The sequence below is a fragment of the Paenibacillus sp. fava2 genome (assembly GCF_058313675.1).
The window spans coordinates 5857523-5871596 of sequence record NZ_CM177755.1 but is presented as its reverse complement, the minus strand read 5'-3'; the positions used below and the strand labels follow the sequence as shown (position 1 = coordinate 5871596).

The window sequence follows — 14074 nt, the reverse complement described above, 5'->3', positions numbered from 1 at the left end:
ATATGCAAATCGCGTACAAATACCGACTGTATCCTAACGGCGAACAGCGCAAAGCGATAGACTTCACTTTAGAACGTTGCCGACTGCTGTATAACCGTTTACTTGATGAACGTATCTTTGCTTATAAAAAAGAAGGTAAGAGTCTCAACTATTACGATCAGACAAATACATTTACCGAGCGGAAAGCAGCGGTTCCAGCACTGAAGCAAGTTCACTCCCAAGTATTACAGGACGTTGCCAAACGATTAGAAAAGACGTTTCAAGCTTTTTTTCGTCGGGTTAAGGCTGGAGAAAAACCGGGTTTTCCCCGCTTTAAGCCAGCCTCGCAGTATGATAGCTTCACCTATCCGCAGGGCGGCTATAAGCTGGAGCGTAACAAGCTCAGGTTGTCTAAGATTGGAGAAGTTAAGATTAAGCTTCACCGTCCAGTGGAAGGCAAGATTAAAACATGCACTATCATCCAGAAGAACGGCAAATATTACGCTTGTCTGTCTGCCGAAGTGAAGCGACAGCAGTTACCTGATTGTTCGGAACAGATTGGTGTTGATCTCGGATTAAGGCATCTTGCTATTACATCTGAAGGCGAGATGTTTGATACGCCGAAATACTTACGCAAAAGCGAGAAGCGGATAAGGCGGATGCAGCGTTCTGTAAGTCGTAAGAAGCGAGGGTCTAATCGACGTAAAAAAGCAGTGCGTATACTGGCTTGTGTGCACGAACATGTTGCCAATCAACGCAAAGACTACGCACATAAACTGTCTAGGAGTCTCGTAAATCGTTTCGGTTTGATCGCTTTCGAGGATCTAAATACGCTTGGTATGGTCAAGAATCATCATCTTGCAAAGTCGATTGCTGACGCAAGCTGGTTTCAACTTGTACAATTCACGAAATACAAGGCTGAGAGTGCTGGTAGAATCGTGAAGCAGGTTGACCCACGTAATACATCGCAACTTTGCTCTCATTGTGGTAAAATCGTCAAAAAAGAGCTGACGGAACGTGTGCACAATTGTCTGCATTGTGGTTTCGTCACGGATCGAGACGTGAATGCTGCTATTAATATTTTGAAAAGAGCCACAGCCTGAACATTGACTGCGTAGGCTCGGATGGAGCCTTCAGCGAGGGAATGGGTTGCCGTTTCCGTTGACCTGAGAAGCCCTTCCCTTTAGGGATGGGAGTCATCACAAAGAATAGAGGGATGGTTATGGCTCAGCGATTGGCAACAGAATATGTAAATGCGACTTTGCAGATGACAGAATTTCAGATGAACCAGTTTCTGCTCACAGCCGATACCTGCTATATCAGCCACCGGGTTAAGGTCGCCGGGGGCGGGGAGCAGGTCATTGTTCTTGAGGAAGCCGGGGGGGAAGAAGTACGCCTCACAGTCGAGAATAAGCGGGGGATCTACATCTGTTCGCTATCCTGCCGTGTGGTCAATTCACATCTCAATAATGCTGTCCGCAAGCTGTTCGTCACCTATAAAGGGACCGGGACTGTGAATAGAATCTATAAAGGCTTTACTATGGTCTATTATTATGAGCGCGGATCTGTGCGCCGGATTTCGGAATTGACGGATTCGGGGAGTAAACTAATCTATCAGCATAAGCATTCCCTGTCAGAAATAATAAATTTGTATAAATCAGATGCTGTAGAGCGGGAGATCACGGAGCTGCGCCGCACGGCTGACAGATTGCTGGATTTACGCAATGCTGCACAGTCTGATAAGGTATGCAGTGAGATTGATAAAGAGCTTGCGACAATAGCAAAAGTCATGTTTTTCCTGGAAGCTTAAGCTTGAACAAAGTACATTTTTAGCAATCATTTCCTAGTGAAATGGTTGTATTTTTTTGACGAATCTATTCAAATCAACTGGAAAAGGACCGATAAATAGTATATGATAGATATTCATAGCCACATTTTGCCTTTTATGGATGACGGTGCTGCCGACTGGGAAGCAGCCCTCTCCATGGCACAGGATGCTGTACAGGATGGCATTTCTACTGTTGTTGCCACGCCGCATCATGCTAACGGAGTATATATGAATCCCGCCCCGGCCATTGGACAAGCGGTAGAGCTGCTGAATGATAGAATCAGGCAGGCCGAACTTCCGCTGCTTGTACTTCCCGGTCAGGAGATCCGTGTCTACGGGGATCTGCTGAATGATCTGGAGCAGGGAGAACTACTGACGCTGGCAAATACGAGATACATTCTGCTGGAAATGCCTTCTTCACGTGTGCCGCGCACGATGGAGGAGACCTGCCACGAGCTGGTGATTCAGGGCTTCGTTCCGGTCATCGCCCATCCGGAGCGCAACGCTGAGATTGCCAGTAACCCCGTCAAGCTTGAGAGATTAATAGAGCTGGGAGCGGTGGGTCAGGTGACAGCCCAGAGTCTGGCCGGAACCTTTGGAAGCAAGCTGCAGAAGCTGTCTATCGATCTGTGCCGCAGGAACGCGGTTCATGTTGTCGCATCGGATGCACACGATAACAGTCATCGTCCGTTCGGACTGAGTGAAGCCTTCAAAGTTTTGGAGAAGGAACTGGGTGATGTGGCTTGCGACAAATTCCGCCAAAATTCGCAAAAAATCATCGACAATGAGGAGTTAATTCGGGTTATTTATAGTAATTCGGGCAAGAAGCTTCATAAAATGTTCGGATTTTTTTCTCGTAAAGGGTGACCAATCATGTGAATGATGGTAGAATGGGTATTACTGGGTTATTGTTATATTTTATCAAAAAAACATTGGTATTGGGCGCAACAAATCCGGCAGTACAGTAGTATAAAGAATATAAATACATATGAAGAGGTGGATGACAAGTGAGTTTGAAGAAGAAACTGGCAGTATCAACTCTAGCAGTAAGCATGGCAGCAGCATCCGTAGCAGGGTTTCCATTCAGCAGCGAAGGTTTGGCTAAACACCTGGGAGTTAGTGTAGCTTCTGCTGCGACTAGCAGCACTATTTTTGAAACATTGAAGACTCGTGCAAATGTACTATACTCTTCCCTGACTGCAGATGAGAAGACTGTTCTTCGTGATTTCCGTACAGAGCTTCAAGGTGTAACTCAAGCCGAGCTGGAAACAGCCTTCGCACCGGTTACTGGTAAACTGACATTCTTGACAGCTGAAGACAAAGCGCTTCTGTTTGATCTGTATGTTGACGTTGTTAATTCTTATTACACAACTGATTTTTCCGCAGTAACGGATATTCAGCAATCCGAGAATTACCCGGCTTATAAAGAACTCGTTAAGAAGATTGCAACTAATGTTGGTGTTCCTAGCCTGACAATTGACGATGTTTACAACTCCATCTTCGGTACTGCCGGCGTTGAACAGACATTGATTCCTATCCTGAAAGGTAAAAGTGAAGCCGTTATCGCATCAGCTTTGCTAGACCCAAGCAGTGAACTCTTCAAGCAGGCTGAAGCTGCTGTTCTTGGAGTCAAAGTGGGTACGTCCACTGTTCAGGATGTAGTATACGGACTCAACGATTTCGAAGTTACAAAAGCCGACCTTTCAACTGTAAAGACTAACCTTGAAGCTGTAGTATCTCCTGCAAAAGCTAAAGCAGCAGCTCTGGTTCTTGCTAAAGCATACTATAATGCTTACCTGAAGGCTGATACTAGTAACCCTGGAACTGGCGGCAACTCCGGTACTGTTACTAATCCTGTTGCAACTCCAGGAACTTACGATGTATCCTCTTTGGTTAGCATTGTAAATGGCACTGCTACTCTGAAGCTGGTAGATGCAGATGTACTTAAGGCATTTGACGCGCTGGTAGCGGCTAATGCTGGTAAGACAGGTCTTACACTCACATTGAGCCTTGGAACTGTTAATGCTGCAAAAGTAGAAGTTCCTTTGTCTCAAGCAATCATTGAAGCTGCCAAAGCTAAAGGTATTGCTAATATCGCTGTTAGCTTTAATGGTCTGACTATTACGATTCCTGTAGGGCAGTTTGGTGCAGCAGTTACATTGACAGCGGCTACTGTTGCTGATACTACTGTTACATCTATCACTAGCCTGAAACTGGCTTCCAATGTATATGAATTTGGTCTGACTGTTGGTGGAGTTGCAACTACTACTTTCAAACAGCCACTGACAATTAAGCTTCCGCTTAAGAACACAACTGGCCTTGATAAGGAACTGCTGTCTGTAGCCAAGATTGTATACGGCGAACTGCAATTCCAAGGTGGTGTGGTTGACGGTGATTACATCGTTGAACCACGTGATACTTTCTCTTCCTATGCAGTAGTTGAGAATAAGGTGACCTTCAGCGACATCGCTAGTGTACAAGCTTGGGCTGGAAGACAGATTCAAGTTGTAGCTGCTAAAGGAGCAATTGAAGGTATCGGTTCCGGTAAGTTCGCTCCTAAGAGCAACGTAACCCGTGCTGAATTCTCCAAGATGCTGATTCGCGCACTGAACCTTGAGAACAGCACAGCAACTGAAAGCTTCAGCGATGTAGCTTCCACAGCATGGTACGCTCCTTATGTTGCAGTAGCAGCAGAGAAAGGCATCATCACTGGACGTAATGCTTCAACCTTTGATCCTAATGCCACAATTACACGTGCTGAAATGGCTACTATGATCGCCCGTGCAATCAAATCTCTTAACCCTGCAGCAACTACTGATGCATCTGCATTGAGCAAGTTCTCCGATGCAGCGAAGATCAGTGCTTCCCTGAAAGACGGCGTAGCATTTGCAGCCAGCAACAACCTGGTAATTGGTAATGCCGGTAAGTTTAACCCTAACGACACTGCTACTCGTGCAGAAGCTGCTGTTATTATCTATCGTACAATCAACTTCAAATAAGAAGTTAGATAAGCAAGTGGAGAGCCTCCTCTCGTCAGTGTGAGAGGAGGCACTTTTTTAGCATGGAATGAAATATTACAGAAACCGCTTGGAGGGAAATTCACTTGTCAGCACAAGAATTGGATCTGCGCGATTATTTTCAGATTGTTAAGAAGAGACTGTGGATGATTGTTAGTATAGTAATTGTAGTATGTCTTCTCGCTGGGATTTATAGCTTATACATTAAGAAACCGGTATATGAGGCCTCCACGAAGATTATTGTAAATCAGACGCAGCAGGTACAAACTACAGGCTCACAGCTGGATTTGAATCAAATCAATACTAACATTCAGTTAATCAATACTTATAAGGAAATTATCAAAACACCAGCTATTCTGGATGTTGTTGCTCAGAATTATCCGGAATTTAATACTACTGCTGAAGAATTGCTGAGAAAAGTTAACGTGAGTTCTGTAAATAATACGCAGGTGATGACACTTGTCGTTCAAGATAATTCATATGAGAGAGCAGCAGAAATGGTTAATGCTATTTCACTTGTGTTCAAACAGGAGATTCCTTCCTTGTTCAATGTACAGAACGTATCGATTTTAAATGAAGCAAAACTTGAACCGCCTGTTACACCAGGTCCAGTTGAACCTAATGTAATAATGAACATGGCGATTGCCTTTATTGTTTCGTTGATGATCGGTCTGGGGATTGCGTTCCTGCTAGAATATATGGATGATACATTGAAGACGGAAGAGGATATCGAGAAGTATTTAGGGCTACCGACAATAGCAATGATTACAAGACTTGGTCAGGAAGAAACTAAAGGTACAGAAACACAGGCTCAGAAGCTATCCAGAAAGGCAGGAGAACTTGAACATGTCACAGCAAACAAATAAACAACGCCATCTTATTACCGTGACGAATCCGCGGTCTCCGGTATCAGAAGCTTTTCGGGCGCTTCGTACGAATATTGACTTTTCTTCTGTGGACGAGCGAATTCAGATTATTATGGTTACCTCCTCCGGGCCAGAAGAAGGAAAGTCGACGGTTACTGCTAATCTTGCTGCTGCTTATGCTCAAGCTGACAAGAAAGTACTATTAATTGATGGTGACCTGCGAAAGCCTACATCTCATAAGACTTTCTCTCTCAGTAATCGTTATGGGCTTTCTTCATTGTTATCCCAACAAGTTGAATTGAGTGAAGTGATTCAGGAATCTGGTGTGCCAAATCTGTCTATTATGACTTCTGGCCCTATTCCTCCCAATCCGGCAGAGATGATGGCTTCCAATCGGATGAGCATGGTTTTACAAGATCTCCGCCAGCAATTTGATGTAATTATGTTTGATACCCCACCATTGCTGGCAGTTACAGATGCTCAAATTGTCGCCTCTAAAAGTGATGGTGTCATCATGGTTGTTAGCTACGGTAAAGTGAAACGAGATATCGCAGCCAAAGCAAAAGCAAATCTTGATCGTGTCGGGGCAAAAATGCTTGGGGTAGTACTTAATAATGTCAAACGTAAAGCCAGTGAAGGTTACTATTATTATTACTACGGTAATTGATATTGTTCTGTTGAGAAAATTGTTATTTTTGGAGGCACTAAAAATGACAGCGAAAACGAGAGTGTTTATGTTGTTTCTCATTGATCTTGCTATTATTTGGTTCAGTATTATAACTTCTTATTGGTTTCGATTCAATGAAGGTATCCCTCATGGGTACGTTATACAGATGTATCAATTCGGAATTATATCAACCCTTGTAATAGGGGGGAGTTTGATCTATTTCGGACTCTACCGGCGGATGTGGCAATACGCAAGTATCGGAGAGATTATTTCAATTCTTAAAGCAATAGTGGTGGGTGCAGTGGTTTCTTACCTTGTTGCACTATTGTTGCTGCCAGAGCGTGTGCCGTTTGCTGTTGAGGTTCGTTCAATGGAAACGATATTGGTTTTGGTTGGTGGTGTGCGTTTTTTATGGAGGGTTTTCCATAATGATCGTATTAAAAGTCAAACAACCGAAACGCATGCCCTAATAGTTGGCGCTGGGGACTGCGGAATATTGATTGCAAAAGAAATGATGGGACCTTCTTTTTCGCATACAAAAATAGTTGGTTTCATTGATGATGATCATAATAAATATCACATGTCAATATTAGGGTTACCAGTCCTTGGAAATCGTTATGATATACCACGACTAATTCAAGAAAAATATATTCATGAAGTTATTATTGCAATGCCGTCTGTTTCAAGAACTGAAATTTCTGAAATTATTAATTTGTCTAAAGCAACGGGAGCCAAACTTAAGATTATCCCTGCTCTTAACGACCTAATTGCAGGTAAGATATCTGTAAAAAAGCTGCGTGATGTTAGTGTTGAAGACTTATTAGGACGGGAGCCGGTCACAGCAGATTTAAATGGGATTCTCGGTTATGTGCATAACAAGACTGTTATGGTAACTGGAGCTGGTGGATCCATAGGGTCAGAACTTTGTCGACAGGTGTCACCTTTTGCACCCGAGAAACTGTTACTGCTGGGACATGGTGAGAACAGTATCTATACAATTGAAATGGAGCTTCGAAAGAAATTCCCTGAGCTCGAGATAGTTACAGTTATCGCTGACGTGCAAGATCGTAATCGTATGATGGATGTTTTTCAGACATATAAACCGCATGTAGTCTTTCATGCGGCAGCTCATAAACACGTTCCGCTGATGGAACGCAATCCATCGGAAGCTATCAAAAATAATGTCTTCGGTACTAGAAATGTTGCGGACTGTGCTGACAAGTTCGGAGCAGAACGTTTTGTTATGATTTCATCTGATAAGGCTGTTAATCCTACTAGTGTGATGGGTGCGACAAAGCGTATTGCAGAGATGTATGTACAAAGTCTGAATACTACTAGTAAAACTAAATTCTCTGCTGTTCGTTTTGGTAATGTCTTAGGAAGTCGTGGCAGTGTAATTCCAGCATTCAAACAGCAGATTGCTGCCGGTGGTCCTGTTACTGTTACCCATCCTGAAATGGTCCGCTATTTCATGACTATTCCTGAGGCTGTCCAACTGGTAATCCAATCTGGTTCCTTTGCCAAAGGTGGAGAAGTATTTGTACTGGACATGGGAGAACCTGTAAAAATTCTAACGTTGGCGGAAGACTTAATTACCTTATCGGGGTATGAACCTTATAAAGATATTGATATTAAGTTTTCAGGTATACGTGAAGGTGAGAAACTTTATGAAGAATTACTGACAGACGAAGAGAATCTAGGTTCTACTCAACATGATCGTATATTTATTGGTAAACCAAATGTGATCAGTCAGAATCAACTGGAGTTAGAATTTAAACGGCTTGAGCGTGTGTTAACTGAGGAACCAAGTGCTATTCGTGAAGTGATTAATCAGATTGTCCCTATGCAGCCTGTTGCCCAAGCCGCTATTAGCTAATTTGTATTATCGGGAGGGTTACAATGTTCAACAAGAGATGGAAAAAAGTATTGGCATGGTCGTTATCTGTGGTAATTGTATTAGCAATTGGTGGCTTGTTTGCTGTTAACTATGCAATAGATAAGCTTATGACTTCGTTGGCTGAAGGAATAGAAGTGGAATCTAATAATGCCTCTGACAGCGAAACTGTATTGGAAGCAACGCCTACATTCACTGCAGTACCTACAGAAACAGCAGCTTCTGATATATCTACTAATGAGAATGTAAATAGTAATGATGATGCTCCTGCTGAGACTGTAATACCACTGAATACACCACAAGCTGCAGAAGAAACAAGACAGCCAGTAGAAGAGAACTCTTCTAAGAACAACGGTGAACAGCCGAGTAGGGTCACTCCTAATCCAACAAAAAGTCCAGCCGCTGAGGAGAATAATAATTTAGAGGGCTATTCAGCTCAGGTGTCGGCTGATAAAGCTAAACATATACAAGAGAATGTAACTGTGAAAGAAAAGGCAGATGTCGCATCTATTGTAATGGGCCAACTCAGCATGTCAGATATAAAAAGATTACAGGAGTTGGCATCTGGAGGTTTAACAATTGAGGAGAAGCGGGAGGCTCGGAGCATTATTCTTGGTAAGGTTTCTGAAGAGCAATACAATGAACTTTCGCAAATTGCTAAAAAGTATGGTGTAAGTGAAGGGAAGACGCAAGCTCAGGTTATAGCTGAAGAAAAAGCATCGGAAGAAGGAAGTGAACAATGATGAGTAAGATTAAATTGTCTGCAGCGACTGTGTTGCTGCTTTTGTCTGTAGGTGTAGCTCCTTTAACCGCTTCGGCTCCTTTGTCTGCATTAGCAGCTTCAACCGAGAAGACTGTAAGTAATACTATCAGTGTCAAAACAAATTTTATCAAAGTAAATACTGTAAACGTTAAAATGGTTTTTGATGGTGTTAAGCTGACGCCGCCATCCGAGCAGATAGTTTTTAGTTATAATAATACAACGTATGTTCCACTGCGTTTTATGTCTTATGCCCTTCAAAAATCTGTAGCATGGGACGCAAAAAATCTTAAAGTAACAGTAAATGAACCAAGCTCATCAGAGCTTGTTTTAATCAAAGAGTACTTAATGAATGTTACAAGTGATCAGAATGCTTTTACTTCTAAGGTCGTAACCTTAAGTGACATGAAAGCTAAGTTTGTTTTTAATGAAAAGACCAAAACTCTTCCGATAGGCCAATCCAGTTATATACTTAATGGTTCTTTATACGTACCGCTTCGTTTCATATCTGAATCTGTAGGTAATAAAATCACTTGGGATCAAAAGACTAAGACAATTACTAATGAATCTAAGGATTATAAGGAACAGAATATCTACTCTTCAGGTAGTACTGTTGAATCAGCGAGCCAAACCTCTTCTGCAACAGTTAAACCAACAGCAACAAGTGAAACCTCAGTTAAAGGCGGATCGACGAATAAAGAAACTATCACGTATGAACAAATTACAAGTGCAACAGAAGCGAAGCTTAATGCTTTGAGATCCCAAAGCACCTCTACTCTAATGAGTCTAGCTCTTGAATATATTGGTGCAACTGATGAAGCTACTAAATCAAGCTTATTGGCTAGAGGAAAACAACAGCTTGCTTCATTTACCTCTAGCTTCAATAGTATAATCTCTGATGCTGAGTCGCAATTGACCTCTAATGGTTACAGTACTGATATTATTAATCAGTACAGAGCAACCTTTGAAGCTGAATTACAAAAAGGGATGGAAATAGCAGAAGGTATGGGGAATTAATAAGTTTTTTGTTTAATCTGTACTGTACAACCTCTATCTATATTGCTGGTGATGAGGTTGTACTACAATGAAATATATGTCCTAAAAGGATCAGGTGAACTTATGAAGCCTTATGTAATTGTAAAACCAATCATTGATTTTGTACTGGCTCTAATTGGGATTCTCCTTTTATGGCCTTTTTTGTTGATAATTGCTTTTTTGGTTAAGTTGAGTTCAAAAGGGCCTGTTTTATTCCAGCAGAAAAGAGTAGGGAAAAACAAAAAAGAATTTTATATACTTAAATTTAGAACTATGCGCACTGATACTCCAGCAGAAATGCCTACACATTTGTTACAAGATCCGGATTTCTTTATTACCAAAGTAGGTAAATTATTGAGGAAGACAAGTTTAGATGAGCTTCCACAGATAATTAATATTCTAAAGGGTGAAATGAGTATAATAGGACCCCGTCCAGCACTGTGGAATCAGTACGATCTGATTGCAGAAAGAGATAAACTTAGAGCTAATGACATAAAGCCAGGTTTGACTGGATGGGCCCAAGTTAATGGTAGAGACGAACTTTCTATTGAATTGAAAGCAAGTCTTGATGGTGAATATACTGCAAATATTACTTTTTTGTTCGATGTGAAAGTTTTCTTTATGACCATTCTGAATGTGCTGAAATCTGAAGGTGTGAGGGAAGGAACGAACGATGAGGAAGTAGCATCAAACACTAAAGGGGCTGCTTTATAAGATGCTTCTTTGAGCCCCCTATGATTTATAGGAGATTTTCTAAAAGGAATTATTTGATTTTATCAAAATCCGCCAAAAATACCTTTATTAATGTTGATAACAAGATAAGTATATTACATATTGATAATCTCTCTGAATTTTTACGATTGAGGGTGAGTACAAAAAAGGTTTAATGAACAATAGCGAATATATAAACTAGCAAAATGGTGCAATCGATAGTTTAAGGAAATAATATTTAATTTGTCTGTATATTCCTAATCTAAAAGTATTGATTAAGCATCTGGGGATTGTAAATAAAGTGTTCAGTGATTTGGTATATGATCAACATATGAATAATTATAAAGAAAATTACAGTGTTAGGGGATTTGAAGATCCCATTTTGAAAACTGAGAAATAAACACTGAAGGTGAGGCTGTACAAGTGAGTGATTCATTAATTGATTTTGCCGATGATTTAGTATCGATAATAACTCCAGCATATAATTGTGAAAAGTATGTAGAAGAATGTATTGACAGCGTTATTAACCAAACGTACAAAAACTGGGAGATGATCATTGTTAATGATAGTTCTACAGATAACACTAAAGAAATCATTGAACGATACGTTAAAAAAGATTCACGAATCAAGCTCTATACTCAGGAAGTGAATTCAGGAGTTGTTAAAGCAAGAAATACAGGAATTGGGCAATCTCGTGGTAGATTTATTGCTTTTTTAGATTCTGATGATTCATGGAAAATGAATAAACTTGAGAGACAAATTTCATTTATGCGTACTAATAGTTATGCCTTTACGTTTACTTCCTATGAAATTATGAATTTTGAACCTAATAAACGAAATAAAATTTTTAGTGTCCCTAAAACCATAACTTATGAACAATACTTGAAAAACACTATTATAGGATGTTTGACTGTTGTGCTGGATAGGGAAATGATAGGTGAAGTTAAAATTGAGAATGGTCATCTTGAAGATGCATTAACGTGGATGAAATACTTAAAAGCGGGTCATACGGCGTTTGGTTTAAATGAAAATCTAGCTTCATATAGAGTAGGTGAAAACTCTCTGTCGAGTAATAAGTTTAAAAACTCCAAACTCTATTACAAATGTTTGAGGGAAAGACAAAATTTACCCGTTCTAAAAAGTATCTACTATCATGTAAACTACATGTTTAATGCAACCAAAAAGAGGTTTTTATAAGCGTTATAAACTGGATGATTCTTCGGATAAAACTTATACTAAGATAATGGCTTGCAATTTTGTATGAATATTGTATTTAAATAATCTAATCGGATACAGGTTTGTAACTTTTTCAGGTTGTTATATCATGTACTAAAATTTTAAGGAGAAAAAATGCTGAATAAATTAGATGAGAAAATATATATAATTTTGTTGAATTATAATGGATATGAGGAAACAATTAAATGTCTTGAAACATTATTTAAGATCACATACTCAAATTTTCAAGTTGTAGTTGTTGATAACAAATCAACTGATAATTCGATATCTGCTATAAAAAAATGGGTTGCTAGTAAGTATAATGATTTTTTAACTATTGAGTATCCGTCTAAAGTGAGTAAATCAATGCTATTAGAAAATGAGACAGTACTACTAAAAAAAACTTCAAACTGTAGATTGGTGATAATAAATTCAGATAGTAATTTGGGTTTTTCAGGGGGAAATAATCTTGGAATAAAATACGCAGTGGAAAACGGTGCTGATTTTGTAATGTTACTAAATAATGATACTGAAGTAACAACGGATTTTTTACAGCCATTACTTAAAGAATTTAAAGATAGCAATGTTGGTATGGTTGGTGGGAAAATCCATGATTATAATAATAAAGATGAATTTATTGGTGGTGGATATATAAGTCTACATAAAGGTTCGGGTTACCATTATTATAATAATCCATCTGAAAAGTCAGAAAACGTAGGTTTTCTATCAGGATGTATGTGGCTTATAGAAAAAAGTTTATTTAACGATGTTGGGTATCTTGATGAGAAATATTTTTTGTATGTAGAAGACGTCGATTATTGCTATAGAGTAATACAATCAGGAAAAAAACTTATATATACTCCAAATAGTGTTATATATCACAAAGAAAGCAGCTCAACTGGGAAAAATAGTTCAACCTCAATTTATTATAATAACAGAAATCGTTTGTATTTTTTCAGTAAGTGTAAGACTTCGATTATAACAAAAATCCGCTTTTTTATCTTTTTCTTTTTAACTAGAGGGATTAAAGTGATAATAGATAACAAAAGAAAATACGTTCTAAAAGGAGTTTTCGATTTTTATAGAAATAAATTAGGCAAAGTAGAACTTTAACTTATTAATAATAAGAGAGCTGAAAATTATGGATAAATTTATCACGATTATCATTCCAATGTTTAATGTTGAAAAATATATAAAAAAATGCATCGAAAGTTTAGTGGTTCAACAAGATGAAGGTTTCGAAATAATAATAGTGGATGACGGATCCACTGATAAAAGTAGTACAATTGCTTTAGATTTTTGTACTCAATACCCTGATAACATAATATTAATTCATCAAAAAAATCGTGGACAGGCGGCTGCCAGAAACTTGGGGCTTTCTAAAGCAAAAGGTAAATATATATCTTTTATTGATTCTGATGATTTTATTGAGCCTAATATGTATAAAATAATGTTGGAGATAATTGAGTCTCATCATTTAGATATAGTTCAATGTGGATATTTGAATTGGTATGATGATAATTCCTTAAGAAACTCAAAATATAAATTTGATATCGATGATACCAAAATTTATACGGGGAAAGAGTATTTTGAATTTGAACCTTCCTTGTCACCGTGCGATAAAATCTATAGAAGGGAATTTTTAGAAGAAATTGGATTTAGTTTTATGGAGGGGCGTTATGCAGAGGATGTTTTAGAGATCTCCAAAACACTTTTTCGAGCAAATAAAGTAAAATATATTAGCGAATACTTTTATAATTATAGAAGGATTAGTTTCAACTCAACACGAAATTCAGTAGATTTAATAAAGACAACAAAATTAGGTGTTGATAAAATATTTATTGCATCTAAACTGCATGAATTTAAGGAGAAACATAGTTGGAGAGGAAAAGTAAACAGAATAATTATTAGAAATATTATTGGAGCTTTCACTAAGAAAGAAATATTAAAAAAGAGTTATAGATATGCAATTTTAAGGGAATTTAAGAGGGAAAATTGCTTAAGAATAATGTTTATGGATTTGAGTATTAAAGATATCCTTGCTTATATATACATAGGGATTAGCAAGGTCATATTGAAGGAATAACATTAAATGTATTATG

The 14074-nt window shown here is 38.9% G+C and carries 13 protein-coding genes; all 13 read left to right on the top strand.

From position 1 onward, the window contains the following. Positions 1-2: 2 nt before the first annotated feature. Positions 3-1082: an RNA-guided endonuclease InsQ/TnpB family protein gene (locus tag AC4G46_RS25755; RefSeq protein ID WP_491125211.1), complete on the top strand. Its 1080-nt coding sequence runs from the start codon at positions 3-5 to the stop codon at positions 1080-1082. Between the two features lie 131 nt (positions 1083-1213). Continuing rightward, entirely contained in the window at positions 1214-1789 is a 576-nt protein-coding gene (locus AC4G46_RS25750) for a non-ribosomal peptide synthetase module (RefSeq protein ID WP_491125210.1), read from the top strand. A gap of 102 nt (positions 1790-1891) precedes the next feature. After that, positions 1892-2674 carry a tyrosine-protein phosphatase gene (locus AC4G46_RS25745; protein ID WP_491125209.1) on the top strand — a complete coding sequence of 261 codons (783 nt, stop codon included), beginning with the start codon at positions 1892-1894 and terminating at the stop codon, positions 2672-2674. A gap of 140 nt (positions 2675-2814) precedes the next feature. Then, a complete protein-coding gene (locus AC4G46_RS25740) occupies positions 2815-4806 on the top strand; it encodes an S-layer homology domain-containing protein (RefSeq protein ID WP_491125208.1) in 1992 nt (663 codons plus the stop codon). A gap of 104 nt (positions 4807-4910) precedes the next feature. Beyond that, positions 4911-5690: a YveK family protein gene (locus AC4G46_RS25735; protein WP_491125207.1), complete on the top strand. Its 780-nt coding sequence runs from the start codon at positions 4911-4913 to the stop codon at positions 5688-5690. Then, positions 5671-6357 carry a CpsD/CapB family tyrosine-protein kinase gene (locus AC4G46_RS25730; protein ID WP_491125206.1) on the top strand — a complete coding sequence of 229 codons (687 nt, stop codon included), beginning with the start codon at positions 5671-5673 and terminating at the stop codon, positions 6355-6357. The genes AC4G46_RS25735 and AC4G46_RS25730 overlap by 20 nt, the downstream gene beginning before the upstream one ends. A 43-nt stretch (positions 6358-6400) precedes the next feature. Beyond that, a complete protein-coding gene (locus tag AC4G46_RS25725) occupies positions 6401-8233 on the top strand; it encodes a polysaccharide biosynthesis protein (RefSeq protein WP_491125205.1) in 1833 nt (610 codons plus the stop codon). 23 nt (positions 8234-8256) lie between these two features. Then, positions 8257-8994, top strand: a complete 738-nt coding sequence (locus tag AC4G46_RS25720; protein WP_491125204.1) for a hypothetical protein — start codon at positions 8257-8259, stop codon at positions 8992-8994. Beyond that, complete coding sequence (locus AC4G46_RS25715) at positions 8991-10028, top strand: stalk domain-containing protein (RefSeq protein ID WP_491125203.1); 1038 nt, start codon at positions 8991-8993, stop codon at positions 10026-10028. Before AC4G46_RS25720 ends, AC4G46_RS25715 begins: the two co-directional genes overlap by 4 nt. A 102-nt stretch (positions 10029-10130) precedes the next feature. Beyond that, positions 10131-10760, top strand: a complete 630-nt coding sequence (locus tag AC4G46_RS25710; RefSeq protein ID WP_491125202.1) for a sugar transferase — start codon at positions 10131-10133, stop codon at positions 10758-10760. Between the two features lie 420 nt (positions 10761-11180). Beyond that, the gene (locus AC4G46_RS25705; protein WP_491125201.1) at positions 11181-11954 is read left to right on the top strand and encodes a glycosyltransferase family 2 protein; all 774 of its coding nucleotides are present in this window, start codon (positions 11181-11183) and stop codon (positions 11952-11954) included. A gap of 153 nt (positions 11955-12107) precedes the next feature. Beyond that, positions 12108-13085, top strand: coding sequence for a glycosyltransferase family 2 protein (locus AC4G46_RS25700; protein WP_491125200.1), 978 nt, complete (start codon positions 12108-12110; stop codon positions 13083-13085). Positions 13086-13113: 28 nt separating this feature from the next. Further along, positions 13114-14058, top strand: a complete 945-nt coding sequence (locus AC4G46_RS25695; RefSeq protein WP_491125199.1) for a glycosyltransferase — start codon at positions 13114-13116, stop codon at positions 14056-14058. The last annotated feature ends 16 nt before the right edge of the window (positions 14059-14074 follow it).

Excerpts from the sequence above, each read along its gene's own strand:
- AC4G46_RS25755 (WP_491125211.1), top strand. The coding sequence starts at position 3 with ATGCAAATCGCGTACAAATACCGACTGTATCCTAACGGCGAACAGCGC.
- AC4G46_RS25745 (WP_491125209.1), top strand. The coding sequence starts at position 1,892 with ATGATAGATATTCATAGCCACATTTTGCCTTTTATGGATGACGGTGCT.
- AC4G46_RS25730 (WP_491125206.1), top strand. The coding sequence starts at position 5,671 with ATGTCACAGCAAACAAATAAACAACGCCATCTTATTACCGTGACGAAT.
- AC4G46_RS25725 (WP_491125205.1), top strand. The coding sequence starts at position 6,401 with ATGACAGCGAAAACGAGAGTGTTTATGTTGTTTCTCATTGATCTTGCT.
- AC4G46_RS25720 (WP_491125204.1), top strand. The coding sequence starts at position 8,257 with ATGTTCAACAAGAGATGGAAAAAAGTATTGGCATGGTCGTTATCTGTG.
- AC4G46_RS25715 (WP_491125203.1), top strand. The coding sequence starts at position 8,991 with ATGATGAGTAAGATTAAATTGTCTGCAGCGACTGTGTTGCTGCTTTTG.
- AC4G46_RS25710 (WP_491125202.1), top strand. The coding sequence starts at position 10,131 with ATGAAGCCTTATGTAATTGTAAAACCAATCATTGATTTTGTACTGGCT.
- AC4G46_RS25700 (WP_491125200.1), top strand. The coding sequence starts at position 12,108 with ATGCTGAATAAATTAGATGAGAAAATATATATAATTTTGTTGAATTAT.
- AC4G46_RS25695 (WP_491125199.1), top strand. The coding sequence starts at position 13,114 with ATGGATAAATTTATCACGATTATCATTCCAATGTTTAATGTTGAAAAA.